Here is a 15,909-nt window from a genome sequence, read left to right on the forward strand (position 1 = left end):
CGCGACGCGCTCAATGCGGGGAGGGAATGCTACCCACCAGAAGTTTCGAAGGGCCCTCAAACAGACGGGTGCGCTTGCCGGTGTGGTGGCTGGCCTCATGTCCAACACGGGCCATATCGGCTTCATCGGCGGCATGCGCCTTCCCACCACGCTCACCAAGTACGCGGCCTATCTCGCCGCCGCGCAGAAGGTGAGTTCCAAGATCGAGGGCCACTACAACTTTGATGCTGGCTTCACGGATGCCTCGTTTGGCACCAACATAACAAACCAGTGGATCAACTCGAACAACGTCGACGTCATGTGGGGTGACGCCTCCGCCGTCGACAATGGTGCCCGCCAGGCGCTCGAGGAGGCAGGCGTCGACACGCACTTCGATATTGCGCAGCCTATCGACTCCGTTGGCACGGACAATCCCAGCGTTATCACCTCGACCGTCACGGACTGGATGTTTGGCCAGGCCATGGATGAGATCGAGGCCGGTTCGTTTGGAAGCGGTGCCATCATCGAGGCAAACATGGACAACGGTGGTGTCTATCTGGGGAGCTACTCCGACAAGGTCTCGCAGGGGGTTCAGGACAGGGTAAAGGAGTACTCCGAGAAGATTCAGGCGGATGCCTTCCTCACCGATGGCGAGATCGATGCGGTGAAGGGTACGTTGTAGGTGGTCACCACAGATCCTCTGCCGACGGCCGCGGTTCCAGTGGGACTGCGGCCTTTGTCGTCCTAATTCCCAGAAGGGGTCAGGTGGCGAGAATCCTCTGTCGTGCGTGCGCACACGTGAGACTGTCTGCCCGATTGGCCCTTCTGAGGCGGGACTGTGGCAAGAAGGCGCGATTCTGCGTACGCACGAACGGGGTTATCTGACAAGGCCCCGGTGTTTGCCCAGTTGGCTGAGAGGTGCTTGTCAGGGAAGTGCGATTCTGCGTACGCACGATGGCGCAATCCCACCATGGGACGGGCCCTGCGGCCGAGTGGTGATAACAGGTCATTGTAAATGCAATGCACACAAGGGTTAGCTGTTCAGATGCATAACGGTATATAAAATTTCAAATCAAGAATTACCGTTGGCGATACGGGTTCAACCGTTCGCCTGTATTGGGGGCCACTTCCAGGGAGCACGGGGATAACATCCGTATAGCAAAAAACAAATAAGCAGATAAAAAAACTCTTTGGCAGATTCACCGATGAGAACACCGTGGCCTTCGGGCTTATCACCAATGGAAACCAGGGCCACCCTCCCGGCATCTGCCAATGAGAGCAAACACCCCGCATGTCAGTTCAACCGCGCACCTGCCGGCAGTCACGATGGCTGCATTGGCGAGTTCCAATAGCTCGCTGAGAGCGCGGCACCTTCAGACAACACATCAGCGAAAGCGCACCCGCTGGAACCGCATCCGGTTCCCGGCGGGCGCAAGCAGTCGGTTATCCGAGGTAAGGAGTGATGCGCTGTATGGAGAAGACGCTGGACAAGATCTTCCACCTGAGGGAGCGTGGGACAAACGTGAGGACCGAGCTTCTCGCCGGTCTCACAACGTTTGTCACCGCTGCCTACATCCTTGCGGTCAACCCCTCAGTCCTCGCGGCTACGGGCATGCCTCAGGACGCCCTCTTCACGGCAACGGTCCTCATCTCGACCATCGGCACGCTGCTCATGGCGGCGCTCACGAACTACCCGTTCATCCTGGCGCCGGGCATGGGCATCAACGCCTACTTCGCCTACACGGTCTGCCTGGGCATGGGCTACTCGTGGCAGGTGGCGCTCACGGCAATCTTCGTCGAGGGCATCATCTTTGTGATCCTGTCGCTCACCAACGTACGAGAGGCGATATTCAATGCGATTCCGGTGAACCTCAAGTACGCGATCACCGTCGGCGTGGGCCTCTTCATCACCATCATTGGCCTCAAGAACTCTGGCCTCGTGATCTCGAACGAGTCCACGCTCGTCTCGATGTTCTCGTTCCACGGCTCGATCGAGGCAGGGACGTTCTCCACGGCCGGCATCTCTGCCCTTCTGGCCCTCGTCGGCATCGTGATCACCGCCATCCTCGTGTGCAACGGTGTGAAGGGCAACATCCTTCTGGGCATTCTCATCACGTGGGGGCTTGGCATCATCTGCCAGCTCACGGGCATCTATGCGCCCAATCCCGAGGCCGGCTTCGCAAGCCTGCTGCCGGACTTCTCGACCGGCCTCTCTGTCCCCTCGATTGCGCCCATCGCCTTCAAGCTCGACTTCTCGAACTTCTTCACGGTTGGGTTTGCCTCGGTGGTATTCGCGTTCCTCTTCACGAACCTCTTCGATACCATCGGCACGCTAATCGGCGCTGCCTCCAAGGCAGACCTTCTCGACGAGAATGGCAAGCTCCCCAACGTCAAGGGCGCCCTGCTTGCCGAGTCCTGCGCCACCACGCTGGCGGGCCTCATCGGTACCTCCTCCACTGCCACGGCTGTCGAGTGCACCGCCGGCATTGCCCAGGGTGGCCGTACGGGCCTCACCGGTGTCACGACCGCCCTCCTGTTCCTGCTATCGCTGTTCCTCTCGCCGATCTTTTTGGCCATCCCGTCGTTTGCCACGGCTCCCGCACTGGTCATCGTCGGCTTCATGATGTTTGGCGCCGTCACGAGGATTGACTGGGGGACCGCAACCGAGGCGCTCCCTGCGTTTGTGGCCATCGTCGCCATGCCCTTCATGTACTCCATCGCCGAGGGCATCTCGCTTGGCATCATCTCCTACGTGGCGATCAATGCCTGCTCGGGTGCCGAGAACCGCAAGAGGATCAGCGTTGTCATGTGGGTCCTGTTCGTCCTGTTCTGCCTGAAGTACTTCTTCATTTAGGGCATCGCTTGGGTATGGCCCGTCTGCTGGCATGATGGACACGCCTGCGTGCCGGCAACGGGCACAATAGGTGTGGGTGCCTGGACGCCCACCCAAAGGAAAGGGGCTTTACATGTCTGAGAAAACCTTCGCGATTCATGGTGACATCGTCTGGTCGCGCGACCGGGCAAACCTTCAGTGGGCGAAGGACGGCTACCTCGTGGTGGTAGGCGGCGTCTCCAAGGGCGTCTTCCAGGAGCTTCCCGCCGAGTATGAGGGGATCGAGGTCATCGATCACGCCGGAAAGCTCGTGATTCCCGGCATGACCGACATCCACGTCCACGCGCCGCAATATGGCTTCCGCGGCCTGGGCATGGACCTCGAGCTGCTCGAGTGGCTCAACACCCACACCTTCCCAGAGGAGAGCAAGTACGCAAACCTCGAGTACGCCGACAAGGCCTACGGAATCTTTGCCGGCGACCTTCTGCGCTCGCCGACGACGCGCGCCGTGGTCTTTGGCACCATGCACGTCGAGCCCACGGAGCTGCTCATGGACAAGCTTGAGTCCACGGGCCTCAAGACGTATGTGGGCAAGGTCAACATGGACCGCAACAGCCCCGACTACCTCTGCGAGAAGGACGCTGCCACCTCGCTTGCCGACACGGTGCGCTGGCTGGATGACGTCGAGGCCAAGGGGTATGGCAACACCCGTCCCATCCTCACGCCGCGCTTCACGCCCACCTGCTCCGATGAGCTCATGGGGGGCCTCGGCAAACTGAAGCAGGAGCGTGGCCTGCCGCTGCAGTCCCACCTCTCCGAGAACCTCTCGGAGATTGATTGGGTCCACGGCCTGTGCCCCTGGTCGTCCTGCTACGGACAGACCTATGAGCACTTTGGTGAGATGGACGGCGAGGGCAAGGTCGTGATGGCCCACTGCAACTACTCGACGGACGAGGAGGTTGCCATCCTCAAGCGCCACAACGTCTTCGTGGCCACCTGCCCGCAGTCCAACATGCAGCTCTCGAGCGGCATCGCGCCCATTCGGCGCTATCTCGTGGAGGGTGTGCACGTGGGTCTCGGAACGGACGTGGCCGGCGGCGCCACGCTCTCGATGTTCCGTGCGGTCGCAGACCTCGTCGGCTGCTCCAAGCTGCGTTGGCGCCTCGTCGACCAGAACCTCAAGCCCCTCTCGACCGCCGAGGCCCTCTACATCGCCACGGTAGGCGGCGGCTCGTTCTTTGGGAAGGTGGGCAGCTTCGAGCGCGGCTTTGAGGTCGATGCCCTGGTGCTCGATGACTCGGGGATCCGCACGCCGCTCGACTGCGACCCTGCGGAGCGCGTTGAACGCTACATGTACCTTGCCGAGGAAGGTGGGCGCATCGTTGAGAAGTACGTCGCGGGCGTGCGCGTGCTCTAGCGGCCCTTCTGGCTGCCGGCGTCTCATGCGGACGCCTGCGGTCCGTCGTTTTGGGAGTGTTGGCTGTTTGCTGAATGATGACCAGCTTGGAGGGGTTATGCAAGGATATGGTGAACGAGTGCGCCCATCCGTTCTTTCCGGGCCGCTCGCCGCATTCTCCGTGCGGCATGCTGTATTGGAACTAACATTTTGTAATGAGGCATTACATCTTTCTATGAGAGGGGGCACGTCATGGAGCAGCTGAAGGAGGTTGGGCGTCCCGCCAAGCGTGTTGACGCGTATGACAAGGTCACGGGACGTGCGATGTTTGCCGATGACCTCTGTCCCAAACCCTGCCTGGTGGCGAAGATCCTTCATTCCACAATCGGCAATGGACGCGTGGTCTCCATCGATACCGAGGAGGCCAAAAGGGTGCCGGGCGTCGTCGGAGTCTTTACCTGCTTTGACGTGCCAGACATCAAATATCCCGTGGCCGGGCACCCCTGGTACCCAGACTCCGCTGCCGAAAAGCGCGACAAGGCCGACAGGAGGCTGCTCGACGACCGCGTGCGCATCTACGGTGACAATATCGCGGCCGTGGTTGCCGAGGACGACGTGACCGCCGACCGAGCGCTACGCAAGATCAAGGTGGAGTACGAAGAGTACCCGGTTGTCTACGACGCGCGCGAGTCTCTCAAGGGCACGAACCCGCCCGTGCAGGACCGCTGGCCGGACAACCTCGCGGCGCACACGCTTGTCGAGACGAGCAAGGAGGACCTCGAGAAGCTGGGCTACGCGTCCTTCGACGAGGCGCTTGACGACCCTGCCTACCATCGCTTCTCCATCAAGACCTTCACGGGCGATCAGAGCCAGGCGCACATCGAGGTGTGCGTCTCGTACTGCTATGAGGAGAACGACAAGATCACCTGCGTCTCGTCCACCCAGATTCCCCACATCTGCCGGCGCATCATTGGACAGGCGCTTGGCATCCCCTGGGGCCGCGTGCGCGTGATCAAGCCCTATATCGGCGGCGGCTTTGGCACGAAGCAGGACATCCACTATGAGCCGCTGAACGCGTGGCTCTGCCACCAGGTGGGTGGCCGCTGCGTCAAGCTCGAGCTTACGCGCGAGGAGTGCTTCTGGGACACCTCCGGACGCCAGCCCAAGGACTTCGAGGTGGAAGGCAGCGTAGGCGATGACATGCGCCTGCATGCCCGTTCCATCAAGGGCTGGTCGAACACCGGCGGCTACATCCACCATGGGCACGCGATCGTGCTCAATTCCGTCAACAGCTTCCGGTGGCTCTATCACACCTGCGAACAGGCTGTCCGTTGCGAGGCGTGGACCGTCTTCACCAACGGCCCGCATACCGGCGCCATGCGTGCCTATGGAGTGCCGGAAGGCGTCTGGACCGCTGAATGCCTCATGTCGGACATCGCCTACGACATGGGGTGGGATGGTGTCGAGTTCCGTCTGAAGAACGCCATTGCCCCTGGCTACGTGGATGAGTTCAGCCCTGGCAACACGATCTCCTATCGCACCGATGGCCTGCGTGCCTGCGTCGAGCGCGGCCGCGAGTACATAGAGTGGGATAAGAAGAAGAAAGAGTACGCAGGCGAGACGGGCCCCATTCGCCATGGTGTTGGCGTCGCCTTCTTCGTGTACAAGACGGCCGTGGCGCCGTTTGCGCTCGAGACGGCAACATCCCAGATCACGCTCAACCAAGACGGCTCGTTCCAGCTGCAGATGGGCGCTACCGAGATTGGCCAGGGTGCCGATACCGTGTTCAGCCAGATGGCCGCTGAGGCCATTGGCGTGGACACCGAGGACATCCATGTCGTGAGCTTCCAGGACACTGATGTCACGCCCTACGATGCGGGGGCCTACGCCTCTCGTCAGACCTTTGTCTCGGGCACGGCCTGCAAGGAGGCGGGGCAGAAGCTCCGTGCCAAGATTCTGGCCTTCGCGAAGGGTCTCTATCCAGACTCCCAGAGCGAACTCGACCTGCGTGACCATGCCATCTACGACAGCGGGGACAACAAGCTCTGCAGCCTGGAGGACCTTGCCCTGGAGGCGTATTACAACATCCACCAGAACGACCAGCTCTCTGCACGTGCGACGGTGAACATCCACCAGAACGCGATCGCTACCGGCTGCACGTTCTGCGACGTGACAGTTGACATGCCGCTCGCGCAGGTGACCATCAACAAGATCATCTCGGTGCAGGACAACGGCCAGACCATCAACCCCAAGCTTGTGGAGCAGCAGATTCACGGCGGCATGGTGCAGAGCATAGGCTTTGCCCTCTCCGAGGAGATTCTCGTCGACCCCAGGACCGGTCGTGTGCGCAACCCCACGCTGCTTGACTACAAGGTTCCGACCACCATGGACGTGCCCGACCTTAAGGCCGAGAACATCCAGACATACGATCCCATGGGCCCCTATGGCAACAAGGCTGTGGGAGAGACCCCGATCATCAGCCCCGCGCCGGCAATCCGCGACGCGATCCTCGACGCGACGGGCGTCAAGTTCTACGAGATGCCCATGACCCCACAGCGCCTCTTCGAGGGCTTCAAGAGGGAGGGACTCATCTGATGTATGACATCGAATCGCTCTACGAGGCCACAAGCGTGGATGACGCATGTCGTGCCTTGGCCAAGGATCCCCAGGCCATTGTGGTGGCCGGCGGCACCGACGTGCTCGTGAAGGTGCGCGAGGGCAAGTTTGCGGGCGCCCACCTGGTCTCCATCCATGGCCTTTCTGACGAGCTCGACGGCGTCACGCTCGCCGATGACGGAACGGTAGAGATCGGCCCCCTCACGTGGTTCCACCACGTGACCACCTCGCCTGTGATCCAGGCAACCATGCCCACGCTGGGCGAGGCGTGCGACACGCCCGGCGGCCCGCAGCTGCGCGTCTCGGGTACCATAGGCGGCAACGTGTGCAACGCCGCCACTTCTGCAGATTCCGCTTCGACGCTCTTTGCGTACGGCGCGCTTCTCGACGTGCGCTCTGTGCGAGGAGAGCGCACCATCCCCATCGAGGAGTGGTACACGGGTCCCGGCCGCTCCGTGCGGGAGCGTGACGAGGTGCTGGTGCGCATCCGCATCCCACGCAGCCACTACGAGGGCTTTACCGGCCATTTTATCAAGTATGGCAAGAGGCGGGCCCTCGAGATCGCCACGATGGGCTGCTGCTGCCTGGTAAAGCTTTCGACCGATAAGACCACTGTCGACGACATCCGCCTAGCCTTTGGCGTTGCGGCCCCCACGCCCATGCGGGCGCGTGGCGCCGAGGATGGCGTGCGCGGCCTTCCGGTGGCCGAGGCCGTCGAGAAGATCGGCGAGCTGGCCCAGGCAGACACGAACCCGCGTGACTCGTGGCGTGCGTCCAAGGACTTCCGGCTGCAGCTCATCAAGGAGATGTCGAAGCGTGCGCTTGCCGAGGGTGCGCGTAGGGGAGGAGCTGATATCTAATGGACATGAGGATCCTCAAGTGCACCGTCAACGGGAGGCCCGTGCAGGTTGGCTATGACCCGCGCGAGTCCCTTCTCGACACGCTTCGCGACAGGCTCCATCTCACGGGCGTCAAGCGTGGATGCGAGGTGGGGGAGTGCGGGGCCTGCACCGTCCTTGTCGATGGCGTGGCCACAGACTCCTGCCTGTACCTTACCGACTGGGCACAGGGCAGAGACATCCTCACCGTGGAGGGCCTCCAGGCAAAAGATGGCACGCTCGACCCCGTCCAGCAGGCATTTATTGACGAGTTTGCCGTCCAGTGCGGCTTCTGCATCCCCGGCATCATCATGAGTGCGGTCGAGATGGAGCGCTCGGGCAGGACCTACACGCGCGACGAGATTCGCAAGTGCCTCTCGGGGCACCTGTGCCGCTGCACCGGCTACGAGAACATCGTGAACGCGGTCGAGAAGGCCGTGGACGTGATGGATGGCGTTGTGGGTGGGGGTGCCTCAAAGCCTGTGGAGGCGTAGCCGTTCTCGACCTGCGTTGTGGGCGGGGTCGTCGCGGTTGCGACGACCCCGTTCTTGGCTGCCGGCGGTTGTCGCCGTGCCCTACCCCCAGCTCACGATAATGGTGCTGTTGTCGTGTATGCCCTCGGCGGCAAGCTCCTCTCCTGCCTTCACGTCGTAACCTGTGCGACGCAGACGGCGCAGGAAGGCCACAAGCTTGACGTTGTACTCGTTGAGCAGGCGCATCTGCTGCCGCGGAGAGATTAGTGCCTGCTCGCGCCCGTGGATGATGGACGAGATCGCATCCGCCACAAGCACGTTGCTATTGGCGAGGAGGTCGTTGTAGAACGCATTGCCAGCCCCGGCACAGTCCGTCTCGCCCGGGGCAAACTTGAGCATCACCGACGTCCTGCCATACATGGCATAGGTGCGGATGCGTGTGCTGGTCTGCCCCTCTGCGTTGTGCATGGCCCAGCGCAGGGCATTCTCAGCAAGGGTGTCAGCCTCTGCCTGGGAGCGGCCAGGCTTCGCGTGTGCCGTGAGGGCTCTAGCCTCATCAGCAGGGATGAGCTCGGTGGGCCGTGGCATCTGTGAGACCGTCTCAGGCATGATGTCCTCCGTACTCGCCATCTCCATCGTTGCCGTAGCCCTCGTCTTTGCGATCCAGAAGATGGCCGTCTCTTCCAGTCCCGCCGATGACGGCTTCGGCAGCGAGGACGACTCCGCCACAGAAGGGGTGCCAGCCGAAACCACGCACATCCTCTCCCAGGCCGAGCTGGTTAGGACGTGCGTACGCTCGCTCTTCATCATGACGTCCATCAACTATGAACGATACTGCTCGCTTGGCTTCTGCTACGCCATGATTCCTGCCTTGCGCAAGCTCTACCCCGATCCCGAAGAGTTCAAGGAGGCCATGAGACGCGCCAACGAGTTCTATAATTGCCACCCCTACACGGGCAATGCGGTCCTTGGTGTGACGCTCGCCCTAGAGGAGCAGAGGGCGCTTGGCAGGGGCATCACCTCCGAGGCAATCTCCTCAACCAAGACCGCTCTCATGGGTCCGCTCTCGAGCATCGGCGACTCCGTTTTCAAGGCGACCTTCATGACGGTCTTCGCGGCCATCGCCGCATCGCTCGCCCTCGAGGGTAACCCTGTCGCCCCGTTCATCTTCATCATCCCCAACGTGACGCTCAACGTGGCCTCGCGTTGGCTCTTCGTGAAGTACGGCTACGAGTGGGGCACAACGCTCGTGGAGCGCATGCAAGGCTCCGATGTTATCCACCGCTTCGTCGAGGCGGCGACAATCGTGGGCATGATGGTCGTCGGTGCCATGATTGTGGGTTTCGTCAAGCTCTCCATCACCGCTACCTGGACTATCGGGGGCGCCGAGATTAACCTGCAGTCTATCTTCGACTCACTCGTCCCAAGTTTGTTGCCACTGCTACTTGTACTGGGTTATTACGGCATCCTGTGCAAGAACGAGAAGGGCATGTACGCCTGCATTATCGTCAGCTTCGTGCTTGGTATTGCCGGCAAGGCGATTGGACTGTTCTGATGACCAAGAAGGGCCAGAGGCTACTCTCCTCACTTTCCGGGAAGCTCATTGTATCGTGCCAGGCACGGGTGGGCTGGCCCATGTACGGCACACAGATCATGGCCGCCTTCGCACGAGCAGCGATGGAGGGAGGTGCCGCTGGCATCCGCGCGACAGGACCCGACAACATCTCCGCAATCAAGGAGCGAGTTGACCTGCCGATCATGGGCATCAACAAGCAATTCTCCAACGACTGCGACATCTACATCACGCCCACGTGGGAGGCAGCGCACGAAATCTTAGAGGTGGGCATCGACATCATCGCACTCGACGCAACCCCCCGCCGGCGCCCCGGCAACGAACAGGTTGCCGATATTGTCGCCCGCATTCGCAAGGAGTACCCGGACGTTCTCATCATGGGTGAAATCTCTACGCTCGACGAAGCGCGCGCAGCGCTGCCGATGGGCTTCGACCTCATTTCGACCACACTCGCCGGCTATACCGTGGAGAGTTCCAACGTAACACGGACAGCCACCAGACTCGTTCGTGAGATCACGCAAATCACGGACACGCCCGTGATTGCGGAGGGCAAGGTCCGCTGCGAGCAAGATGCTGTCGACATGCTCGATGCCGGAGCACTCGCGGTAGTTGTGGGCACCTCTATCACCCGTCCCGAGGTCATCACGAACCGTTATGTGGAGGCTCTTGCGAGAAGGGACGAACAACGGGCACGACGGCCGAAGGCATGATTCTAGCCATGCTCCCCCACCGAGCAAGTCAACCCCGACTGCGCGCACATCGACGAGATGAGCGCGCTTGAAGCCCTACGTGCAGTCAATGAGCAGGACTGCGGCGTCGCAAATACCGTAGTGGCAGTGCTGCCACGGCTCGCGGGTCTTGTTGATGCCTCGATAGAGCGTCTCACACACGGCGGTCGGTGCTCTCACCAGATCTGTTTCCTGCGCAAGCCCTGCGGAGCTCTCCTCCCACGCCGACCACGCAATCGAATGTGTGACCGGACCTGAAGCCATTTGCGGATTGACGCACATGAAGGCGGGAACAGCATAGAAGATGCTGCTCAATATGCTCTCCACCGAGGTCATGGTCAAGCTCGGCAAGGTCTACGGCAACCTCATGGTGGACGTACAGCCCACCAACGAAAAGCTCGTTATGCAAGCGTGACGGATTGTTGAGATGGTCACGGGCTGCGACGGGGCACGTGCCGCAGAGGCCCTCGATGCCAGCGAGTGCGACGTGAAGGTCGCCATACTCATGGTGCTTCTCGGCAAGGGCACACAGACGTGCCGTGGGGTACTCGACGCGCATCACGGCAACGCCTCCACTTCGATACGGGAGGTACAGACGAAGCCCGCGTAGCATACGGAACAGGCGCCTACTCAGCCACGTTCCCGCTCTGCCACGCGCCGTCCCAGACGATCTGGCGATAGCGCACCGGATCGGTGTCGCCCTCGGTCGAGAAGAGCAGCACCTGGGAGTCGGGACCAAGCTCGAGGGCCTCGCGCAGCTCGGCGTAGGCGGGGTCGGTCATGAGGGTGGAGACGACGCCCATGCCCACCGCGCCAGACTCGCCAGAGGTCACCGCAGGATCGCCCTTCACGGGGACAGCCAGCATACGCATGCCCTTGGAGGAGACCCAATCGGGGCAGCTCACGAACGCATCGGCGTGGTTGCGCAGGATGTCCCAGCCAATGGTGTTGGGCTCGCCGCAGGCAAGTCCGGCCATGATGGTCTGGAGGTCTCCGCCCACGATGCGAGGGTTGCCATCGGCGGCAACGGCGCCCTGGTAGAGGCAGTCGGCCGCACCGGCCTCCATGATCACGAACTTGGGCGGGTCGCTCGGGAAGAGGTTGGTGAAGAAACCCACCATGGAGCTTGCGAGCGAACCCACGCCAGCCTGGATAAAGACGTGGGTGGGACGGTTGACCTCAAGCTGGCGCAGCTGGTCCGCCGCCTCGGCGGCCATGGTGCCGTAGCCCTGCATAATCCAGGACGGAATCTTGGTATAGCCCTCCCAGGCAGTGTCCTGCACGATTACGCCGTGCTCGGTCTCCTCGGCCTCCTTGGCTGCAAGGCGCACGCAGTCGTCGTAGTTGAGCTCCTCGATCGTGACCTTTGCACCCTCCTTGGCTATGTTGTCGAAGCGGGTCTTCGTGGAGCCCTTGGGCATGTGGACCACAGCGTTCTGGTGGAGGCGATGAGCGGCCCAGGCAACGCCGCGACCGTGGTTGCCATCGGTTGCCGTGAAGAAGGTCGCGTGGCCGAAGTCGTGCTCGAGCTGATCGGACGTGAGGTAGTCAAAGTCGCAGTCCGCCACGTCGCGGCCAGTCTCCTCGGCGATGTAGCGCGCCATTGCGAAGGAGCCGCCAAGGACCTTGAACGCGTTGAGGCCAAAGCGGTAGCTCTCGTCCTTCACGTAGAGGCCACCAAGCCCAAGGCGGCTGGCCATGCCGGCAAGGTCTGCCAGCGGGGTCACGGAGTACTGCGGGAAGCTCTGGTGGAACGCGCGGGCCTTGGCGACATTCTCCAAGCTCATGACCTGTAGGTTCTTGTCCTCGCTTTTGGGCATGCGATTGGTGACCCACTTGAACTTCGGCTCCATGCTGCTCCCCTCTCTGTGCGCCACCTCCCGGCGCCCTCTTGATCAGAAAAGAAAAAATGTCTTACTGCCAAACTTTTTGTTAGTACGTCAATTACACCACTTCCCGGACGCATTGCAAGGAGTATTGTCGCACCTCCGGCAAAAGGTATCTCATGCACTTTGGACGGAACGATTTGGTGGGCCTTTACGGCGAAGACGGCCGCGGGGCCGGCAGACGCTGGAGCTACCGCCCGTCCTTCCCGCCACCGCTTGTCCCACCGTTCTGGAGCGGCTTGAGGTTGCGCTGCTCAGGCGTGTTGCCCTCGGGCGGCAAAACGCCGTTCAAGATGATTGCCATGACCGCGCACGGCGTGATGGCCGAGGTGCCAAAGATGGTAGAAACCCAGTCGGGCATGCCGGGACCGGCAAGCGAGCCGGACACCTGCGCAATGCCAATGCCAAAGGCCACCGAGATGCCAAAGACGGTGCAGGCACGCGGGGTGAGGCCATCCTTCACAAGGATTCGGATGCCATTCAGGGTGATGGTCCCAAAGACGCTGATGGTAGCACCACCAATGACAGGCTGCGGAATCATGAGCAGAAGCGCCGAGAGCTTGGGGCACAGGCCTGCGGCGAGAAACACGAACGCCGCGCCACCAAAGACCCACTTGTTGATGACCTTTGTGCTCACGATGATGCCCACGTTCTGGCCAAAGGCCGAGGTGGGAAGGCCACCAAGGAAGGACGAGGCGATGCTCACCAAGCCTTGGGCCTTGATGGCACCGCCAATCTCGTGCTCGGTAGGCATGCGGTCCATGGAGCCTGCGGAGGCCGCGGAGAGGTCGCCGATGAGCTGCACGTTCACCATGATGTACACCACGCCGAGCGTGATGCAGGCTGCGGGGTTGAGTTCGATGCCATACGGCATGAGCTGGGGAAGCGAAAACCAGCCAGCGTTGAGCACCTCAGAGCCATCCACCATTCCAAACGGGATGGCAATGATGCAGCCGATGATGATGCCAAAGAAAATCGAGCCCAGCTTGAGCACGCCCTCACCAAAATTGGCGAGTGCAAAAACCATGGCAAAGGTGATAAGGCCCACGACCCAGTTGGCAATGCTGCCAAAGTCAGCCGAGCCGGCACCTCCCGCCATGTATTTGATGGCCGTGGGATAGAGCGACACGCCGATGGTGAAGATCACAGTACCTGTAACCAGTGGCGGAAAGAGGGCACGCACCTTGCTGTAGAAGATGCCAAAGAGGATGGCAACCACACCGCCCACGAGCTCGGCGCCAAGCAGAACCGAGAAGCCAAACTCCGCACCCACTGCCTGGAAGGCGGGAAGGAAGGCAAACGAGACACCCGTGAGGATAGGAAGACCCGCACCAATGCGGCCGAACAGCGGAAACTGCTGCAAAAGCGTATCGATAGCCGAGAGGATCAGGGCCACCTGGATGATGGCCGTCTCCTGCTCCTGAGTTAGGCCGCAGGTCGTAGCTATCATCATGGCCGGCGTGATGACACCCGCAAAGGATGCCAAAACGTGCTGGAGCGACATGGGGACAAGCGACCCCACCGGAGGAATGCCTTCTCGCCTGAAGAGCGACTCGTCCAGATCTCGCTCCGCCTGTGCCTGCGCTGCCATGTGGGCCCTCCCCTGGGCGTCTCGTACCCCGCCGCATGTTTGTGCGTGCCAAAGTGCGTTTCTGCATGTTTTAGCACGTCAAATTATTAGTCTGTTTGTCATACTTTTTGTTAGATATTCGACGAGAGCCACCGGACGGTAGCAAATGGGCCGTCAACGGCGCTGGCGGAGGTCACGATACCCAACGCGCGAACGCGGCCACTTGCAGGGCACGGGACTCGGTCGCTCACGTACGACGGTTGCCTTTTGAGACTGCCACCTGGCAGGGAAACGCCATCGTGCATATGCACGAGCACCAAAATCCGCCAAGCGAGGGCATATCGGTGGCGCCGTTGCTCGGAAGCCCGCGCGCATAGGCCGCATGGCCATCACCCGGAGAGGTTCGTGCAACAAGTTCGGGCGAAATTACACGCAGAATTGAGGATAAGAAGGTTATGTTCTTCCTCGGCCGACCGCAATGCTGCGTCCGACCGGCCGCGACATGCAAAGTCACATCGACCAACTGGGGTTTTGTCGTTTCAGCCGAACGTTGCCGGTCGGTCCAGGCCACCAAGGGCCGTTCGGAGGGCTTCCTTGCTTCAATGCAGTCTTCAAAACCTCAATTCTGTGTGCAGTTTGGAGCTTTCTTGTTGCACGGTCAGTGACGAAGGGCTCTGGCGAACGGTCTTGCCCCGAAACCCATCCGTCCCCGCCACGCGGGACGGCCCTGGTTGGGCGTGAAGACGGCGCATTGGATGTTGAGGTAGCGGTCGGCAATGTTGTCGAGCATCTCGTCCACAGTAGCACCGCCCTCGGGCACTAGGTCCTTGTAGTAGCGGCTACCGATACAGCATTCCTCGCCAACCACCACACCGCCAGCCTTCCCGATGATGTTGAAGAGCTTCCAGTTGGGCACTGCCATCGGCGTGCCTGTGTAGAAAATGCGCTTGGCACCCTTGGAGCAGCGCCAACGCCCTCGGCCACACGCCTCTCGCACTCGTCGGCCATCTTTGTTGATGGCATCGGTCAGACGTGCGGAGTCATCCATGAAGGCGGCCTGCACGATGAGGAGGAAGTCGAGGCCGGAGATGGACACCGGGTCTGCCACGCGGGTAGCAGAGAGGCGCTGCAGGGCCTGACGCCTGTCATTAGCAGGTCTGATGGCAGCGCGCAGGTTCTCCTCTACAATCTTTGGCCGATCTCCTCCTCAATCCTTGCCGCAAGTGTATGGACCTCATGCCGCCACTGGAGCTTGGTGTCATCGTTGCGCACGTGCGGGACGTCCATGATGTACATGGGCTTGAGCTTTCCAAATTGCTCGTACGCCTTCTTCTTACCGTCGCAGGTGCTCTCGCCTACCACGAGGTCGGCGCTTTCGATGTAGGGGCAAACTCGACCGATCTTGAAGCCCATGAAGCCCTTGATGAGCGGGCAGGTGTTGTGCGGCACGTAGCGCTCGGCTTTTTCGGGTGCCCACTCGGCGCTAGCGCAGAGGCCCACCTCGACAGCTCCTGCCGCAGTTACGACCTCCTCGGACACGCAGAGATAGAAGCTTTCTATGATCTTCTTGAAAGCTCCCTCGCCACGGCCGCCCACCATCTCACGAATGCGTCCAGAGTGCAGGTTGGCAGCAACGCCATCGAGGTAGGACGTGGATGCGGGCCTGTTCTCCTGCGTAAGGTACATGATCTGGTGCATCTCGCCCACGACCCCAAGGAGGCCATCGTGTGCCTCGACGCCCATACCCAGGTCGCCCCACATCTTATGGTAATCGTACTCGTTTGCCGTGGCGACTCCTCTCCTGTGCCCACGCATGGCCGACGTCCTCACGTCCGGGAAGACCCTGCGGGAGTGCCCCTTCTGTTTTCAACTCCCCCGCCCGGGTGCGTCCACGGCGGCGGGCTGCGGGGACGTGGTCCCAAGAACGGAGACCAGCTATATGAAGTCAAGACCTAGAGACTGATTTGTTCGACCGAC

General features: G+C 61.3%; 13 protein-coding genes and 1 pseudogene. 9 read left to right on the forward strand and 5 right to left on the reverse strand.

Translation table 11 applies throughout. The annotated features are described in order from the left end of the window. From ACO59D_RS11390 to xdhC, 6 genes are all read left to right on the forward strand, one after another. Positions 1-661: BMP family lipoprotein (locus tag ACO59D_RS11390; protein ID WP_485127082.1), on the forward strand; the 661-nt coding region annotated here is incomplete at its 5' end. 789 nt (positions 662-1,450) lie between these two features. Beyond that, positions 1,451-2,833, forward strand: a complete 1,383-nt coding sequence (locus ACO59D_RS11395) for an NCS2 family permease (RefSeq protein WP_130812790.1) — start codon at positions 1,451-1,453, stop codon at positions 2,831-2,833. A gap of 112 nt (positions 2,834-2,945) precedes the next feature. Further along, positions 2,946-4,229 (forward strand): amidohydrolase family protein, encoded by a 1,284-nt coding sequence (locus ACO59D_RS11400; RefSeq protein ID WP_485127083.1) that lies wholly within the window; start codon positions 2,946-2,948, stop codon positions 4,227-4,229. A gap of 231 nt (positions 4,230-4,460) precedes the next feature. Then, positions 4,461-6,803, forward strand: a complete 2,343-nt coding sequence (xdhA, locus tag ACO59D_RS11405) for a xanthine dehydrogenase subunit XdhA (RefSeq protein WP_485127084.1) — start codon at positions 4,461-4,463, stop codon at positions 6,801-6,803. Beyond that, complete coding sequence (gene xdhB / locus ACO59D_RS11410) at positions 6,803-7,684, forward strand: xanthine dehydrogenase subunit XdhB (protein ID WP_485127085.1); 882 nt, start codon at positions 6,803-6,805, stop codon at positions 7,682-7,684. The genes xdhA and xdhB overlap by 1 nt, the downstream gene beginning before the upstream one ends. Then, on the forward strand, positions 7,684-8,196 hold the full coding sequence (gene xdhC, locus ACO59D_RS11415) for a xanthine dehydrogenase subunit XdhC (RefSeq protein WP_130812794.1): 513 nt from the start codon (positions 7,684-7,686) through the stop codon (positions 8,194-8,196). The genes xdhB and xdhC overlap by 1 nt, the downstream gene beginning before the upstream one ends. 81 nt (positions 8,197-8,277) lie before the next feature. Here the strand turns inward: xdhC and ACO59D_RS11420 are convergent, their stop codons facing one another. After that, positions 8,278-8,784, reverse strand: a complete 507-nt coding sequence (locus ACO59D_RS11420) for a hypothetical protein (RefSeq protein ID WP_485127086.1) — start codon at positions 8,782-8,784, stop codon at positions 8,278-8,280. 1 nt (position 8,785) lies between these two features. On the opposite strand from ACO59D_RS11420, the gene ACO59D_RS11425 reads away from it, so the two are divergent. Both ACO59D_RS11425 and ACO59D_RS11430 read left to right on the forward strand, forming a co-directional pair. After that, complete coding sequence (locus tag ACO59D_RS11425; RefSeq protein ID WP_485127087.1) at positions 8,786-9,730, forward strand: PTS system mannose/fructose/sorbose family transporter subunit IID; 945 nt, start codon at positions 8,786-8,788, stop codon at positions 9,728-9,730. After that, a complete protein-coding gene (locus ACO59D_RS11430; RefSeq protein ID WP_485127088.1) occupies positions 9,730-10,458 on the forward strand; it encodes an N-acetylmannosamine-6-phosphate 2-epimerase in 729 nt (242 codons plus the stop codon). The genes ACO59D_RS11425 and ACO59D_RS11430 overlap by 1 nt, the downstream gene beginning before the upstream one ends. Positions 10,459-10,533: 75 nt before the next feature. On the opposite strand, the gene ACO59D_RS11435 is transcribed toward ACO59D_RS11430, so the two are convergent. Beyond that, complete coding sequence (locus ACO59D_RS11435) at positions 10,534-10,656, reverse strand: hypothetical protein (RefSeq protein WP_485127089.1); 123 nt, start codon at positions 10,654-10,656, stop codon at positions 10,534-10,536. 247 nt (positions 10,657-10,903) lie between these two features. Here ACO59D_RS11435 and ACO59D_RS11440 point away from each other — a divergent pair, with 247 nt between their 5' ends. Next, positions 10,904-11,086: a hypothetical protein gene (locus tag ACO59D_RS11440; RefSeq protein ID WP_485127090.1), complete on the forward strand. Its 183-nt coding sequence runs from the start codon at positions 10,904-10,906 to the stop codon at positions 11,084-11,086. A gap of 16 nt (positions 11,087-11,102) precedes the next feature. Here the strand turns inward: ACO59D_RS11440 and dpaL are convergent, their stop codons facing one another. From dpaL to ACO59D_RS11455, 3 genes and pseudogenes are all read right to left on the reverse strand, one after another. Continuing rightward, positions 11,103-12,329, reverse strand: a complete 1,227-nt coding sequence (dpaL, locus tag ACO59D_RS11445) for a diaminopropionate ammonia-lyase (RefSeq protein ID WP_485127091.1) — start codon at positions 12,327-12,329, stop codon at positions 11,103-11,105. A gap of 223 nt (positions 12,330-12,552) precedes the next feature. Beyond that, on the reverse strand, positions 12,553-13,953 hold the full coding sequence (locus ACO59D_RS11450) for a uracil-xanthine permease family protein (protein ID WP_130812799.1): 1,401 nt from the start codon (positions 13,951-13,953) through the stop codon (positions 12,553-12,555). Positions 13,954-14,590: 637 nt separating this feature from the next. Then, positions 14,591-15,747 (reverse strand): annotated as a pseudogene (locus tag ACO59D_RS11455) (2-hydroxyacyl-CoA dehydratase). Between the last annotated feature and the right edge of the window lie 162 nt (positions 15,748-15,909).

The organism is Tractidigestivibacter sp., assembly GCF_057241865.1.

Coding starts and splice junctions, on each gene's coding strand:
- ACO59D_RS11395 (WP_130812790.1), top strand. CDS start 1,451: ATGGAGAAGACGCTGGACAAGATCTTCCACCTGAGGGAGCGTGGGACA.
- ACO59D_RS11400 (WP_485127083.1), top strand. CDS start 2,946: ATGTCTGAGAAAACCTTCGCGATTCATGGTGACATCGTCTGGTCGCGC.
- xdhA (WP_485127084.1), top strand. CDS start 4,461: ATGGAGCAGCTGAAGGAGGTTGGGCGTCCCGCCAAGCGTGTTGACGCG.
- xdhB (WP_485127085.1), top strand. CDS start 6,803: ATGTATGACATCGAATCGCTCTACGAGGCCACAAGCGTGGATGACGCA.
- xdhC (WP_130812794.1), top strand. CDS start 7,684: ATGGACATGAGGATCCTCAAGTGCACCGTCAACGGGAGGCCCGTGCAG.
- ACO59D_RS11420 (WP_485127086.1), bottom strand. CDS start 8,784: ATGCCTGAGACGGTCTCACAGATGCCACGGCCCACCGAGCTCATCCCT.
- ACO59D_RS11425 (WP_485127087.1), top strand. CDS start 8,786: ATGTCCTCCGTACTCGCCATCTCCATCGTTGCCGTAGCCCTCGTCTTT.
- ACO59D_RS11430 (WP_485127088.1), top strand. CDS start 9,730: ATGACCAAGAAGGGCCAGAGGCTACTCTCCTCACTTTCCGGGAAGCTC.
- ACO59D_RS11440 (WP_485127090.1), top strand. CDS start 10,904: ATGGTCACGGGCTGCGACGGGGCACGTGCCGCAGAGGCCCTCGATGCC.
- dpaL (WP_485127091.1), bottom strand. CDS start 12,329: ATGGAGCCGAAGTTCAAGTGGGTCACCAATCGCATGCCCAAAAGCGAG.
- ACO59D_RS11450 (WP_130812799.1), bottom strand. CDS start 13,953: ATGGCAGCGCAGGCACAGGCGGAGCGAGATCTGGACGAGTCGCTCTTC.